This window comes from Aeromonas sp. R1-1, assembly GCF_040908495.1.
Taxonomy (GTDB): domain Bacteria; phylum Pseudomonadota; class Gammaproteobacteria; order Enterobacterales; family Aeromonadaceae; genus Aeromonas; species Aeromonas veronii.
This window is the reverse complement of sequence record NZ_JBFODV010000132.1, coordinates 1-3,232: the sequence shown is the minus strand read 5'-3', so window position 1 is coordinate 3,232 and position 3,232 is coordinate 1. Positions and strand designations below refer to the sequence as shown.

The 3,232-nt window shown below is 58.5% G+C and carries 2 protein-coding genes; both read left to right on the top strand.

Annotated elements, in window-relative coordinates; translation table 11 throughout:
- Nucleotides 1–442: 442 nt before the first annotated feature.
- A complete protein-coding gene (locus tag AB5Y92_RS07795) occupies nt 443–847 on the top strand; it encodes a hypothetical protein (protein ID WP_019446789.1) in 405 nt (134 codons plus the stop codon).
- Nucleotides 848–901: 54 nt separating this feature from the next.
- Nucleotides 902–2,932, top strand: a complete 2,031-nt coding sequence (locus tag AB5Y92_RS07790) for a M13 family metallopeptidase (protein WP_368226332.1) — start codon at nt 902–904, stop codon at nt 2,930–2,932.
- Nucleotides 2,933–3,232: the final 300 nt, after the last annotated feature.

Below are 3,232 nucleotides of genomic sequence, written 5' to 3'. Positions count from 1 at the left end.
AGCGTTACGGGAGGGGGGTGAATATCAAAGCATGTTTGCATGAGGCGCTGGGGCGCCCCATGCAACACGTAATTGGGACATAGCCTTTTTTATGCCCAGTTGATGAAGATAGAGACTGTTATCCAATGCCAGCATGGCTGGCCGCCGCATAACAGACAGCCACCACTCTTGATAAAATATAAAGAGAAATAAAAGTGTAAAAACAAACATTTGCCCCACACCACTACTTACCGCATGGATGAAACCTGCGTCCTTCTCCCCTCACCGCGCCACCCATACCGCGCTCGCTCCGGCTCCCGGACTTTTATAACTTTTTTTAATTTTATTTGAGTGTCCTCTTCATCCTGACCATTGCAAAGTGGCGCCATTCCAGCGCTGGGCCCTGTGACCATCGTCCGGCTGACATCGACTTGCTCATTTGATAATTGAAAGGATCCGAGAGATGAAACACTCCTTGATGGTAATGGGGTTGGCCGCCAGTCTGGCATTGAGCGGCTGCCAGAATATGGATACCAAGAAAGTCCTGATAGGTGCAGCTGCGCTGGGTGCCATCGGCGCCGCTGGCTATTACGCCGGGAAAAAGCACAGCGATAACAAACACGAGCATGATGGCCAGCATGACGATAGCGATGACCAGCATATGGCCACCAGCAAGATGCCCCGTTACTGCTCGGGGGAAGCAGCCAGCAAATTCCATGTCTCCCCCCGCGATATCACCACCGAGTCGGCAGAAGAGAGTGGCCACAGATACAAGGTCTATGGCCAGTACGAGACCGACGATGATGCGGTCGACTTTACCTGCACCTTCAATCACGACGGTCGTTTCCTCTCGGTCGTTCGCAGCTGATTGACCACCGGTTACAGCCAATTCACCACCGACTCTCCATACAGGACACACACGATGAAACAGCAACGCAGCATGATCGCCAGCCTCATTGCGCTGGCCCTGCTTGGCCTCGCCCCATGCGCCGGTGCCGCCAGCGGCCACTCCGGGGTGGATCTGGCCAGCATGGATAACAGCGTGCGCGCGGCGGACGATCTGTTTCGCCACGTCAACGGCAACTGGCTGGCACAGACCCGGATACCGGATGACATGCCGGGGCAGACCATCGGCAATCTGTTGGCGGACAAGTCGCTGGAGGATCGCAAGGTGTTGCTGGAGGAGCTGCTCAAGCGCCCGCAACAAGCCGGAACCCCTCGCCAGCAGATCGCCGACCTCTACGCCAGCTATCTGGATCAGGCCGGACGGGATGCCAAAGGGCTGACCCCCATTCAGCCGCTGCGTGACGAGATCATGGCCATCCATGATGGCACCTCGCTGGCCACCTACTTTGCCCGTGTTAACAAGCTGGGCGGCGGTGCTCCCTTTGGTATCGGGATCATGGCCGACAAGAAGCAGCCTGACAGCTACGGGATCTACCTGCAGCAATCCGGTCTCGGTCTGCCGGATCGGGACTACTACCTGAAAGCAGATGCTGCCAGCAAGGCACTGCGGGCCAGCTACGAGCAGTTCATTACCGCCCTGCTCAATCATGCCGGCGTCGAGAGGGCGAGCGAACAGGCTCATCGCATTCTGGCGCTGGAGACCCGCCTCGCCAGCCTGCAGTGGGATAGAGTCAAGCGGCGGGATGACAACCTCACCTACAACAAACTGCCCATCGCTCGCCTCAGTCAGTTGCTGCCCACCCTGGATTGGCAACGCTACCTGACAGAGGCCGGTATCGCCGGGGAAACGGAGATCATCGTCAGTGAGCCGGACTATCTGGAGAAGCTGACCGCCGTGATGCAGGAGACCAGCATCGCTCAGTGGCAATCCTACTGCCTGTTCCATCTGCTACGCACTTATGCGCCCTATCTCGACAGCCAGAGCAATGCCCTGCACTTCGCTTTCTACGGCACGACCCTGAGCGGCATCCCCCGGCAGCGGGAGCCCTGGAAGCAGGCCATGGAGGTGCTGGACGACTATCTGGGTCAGGCGGTGGGTAAACTCTACGTGGAGCGCTACTTCCCGGCCGAAGCCAAGGCACAGATGGCGACCATGGTGCACAATCTGATCGCCGCCTATCGCCAGGAGATCGGTGGGCTCGACTGGATGTCTGCCCCGACCAAACAGCAGGCGCTGGCGAAACTGGAGAAGGTACGGGTCAAGATCGGCTATCCCGACCAGTGGCAGGATTACAGCGCAATCGAGATCCGTCCCGATGATCTGGTCGGCAATGCCCAGCGCGCGGCCACGGTGCGTTACAACGAGCACCTTGCCCGCCTCCATCAACCGGTGGATCGGGAGGAGTGGTTCGATAATCCGCAGACGGTGAACGCCTACTACAACCCGAACAACAACGAGATCGTCTTCCCGGCCGCCATACTGCAACCGCCCTACTTCGATCTTAAGGCGGATGATGCGGTCAACTATGGCGCCATCGGCGCGGTCATCGGCCACGAGCTGAGCCATGGTTTCGATGATCAGGGGGCCAAATTCGATGGCAACGGTGCCTTGCACAACTGGTGGGCTCCGGCCGATCTCAAGGAGTTCACAGCCAGAGCGCAAAAACTGGCGAAACAGTACGACCGTTTCGAGCCCATCAAGGGGGAGCATGTCAACGGCCAGCTGACCCTTGGCGAGAACATCGGCGATCTCGGTGGTCTGACCATCGCCCACAAGGCGTACCAGCTCGCCCTGGGCAACCGCCTGCCAGCGGTGCTCGATGGCTTCACCGCCGAGCAGCGTTTCTTTATCGGCTGGGCGCAGGTGTGGAAAGGAAAGTACCGGCCCGAGCTCGCTGCCGTTCTGCTCAAGACAGATCCCCACTCGCCGCAGGAGTACCGGGTCAATGGCGTCGTCGCCAATATGCCGGCCTTCTATCGTGCCTTTGCCATCAAGCCGGGAGACAAGCTCTATCTGCCACCTTCCGAGCGTGTGAAGATTTGGTGACCACCAGCAGGGGCCCTGGCCCGAAAAGCGCCAGCAGATGGACCACCTCCACCTGAGCTGAAGATGACCGACACAGGGAGTGTCTGTTTTACCCTGTCTGGTTTTTCCCGACCCACATGTGCCTGACCATGTGGGTTTTTTGACCCTTTTGCCCCCCCCCTTCTCCTCAACCTGCCCAGCTTTCACCCGATACGGCCACGGCACACAACTCCGCCATTTTCTCGCCTTTGCCATTGGCTGAAAAACCGGCGGCGGAACCGCTATAAATCGGTTTACCACCAAACAGGTCTGACCTATGGT

Coding starts and splice junctions, on each gene's coding strand:
- AB5Y92_RS07795 (WP_019446789.1), top strand. CDS start 443: ATGAAACACTCCTTGATGGTAATGGGGTTGGCCGCCAGTCTGGCATTG.
- AB5Y92_RS07790 (WP_368226332.1), top strand. CDS start 902: ATGAAACAGCAACGCAGCATGATCGCCAGCCTCATTGCGCTGGCCCTG.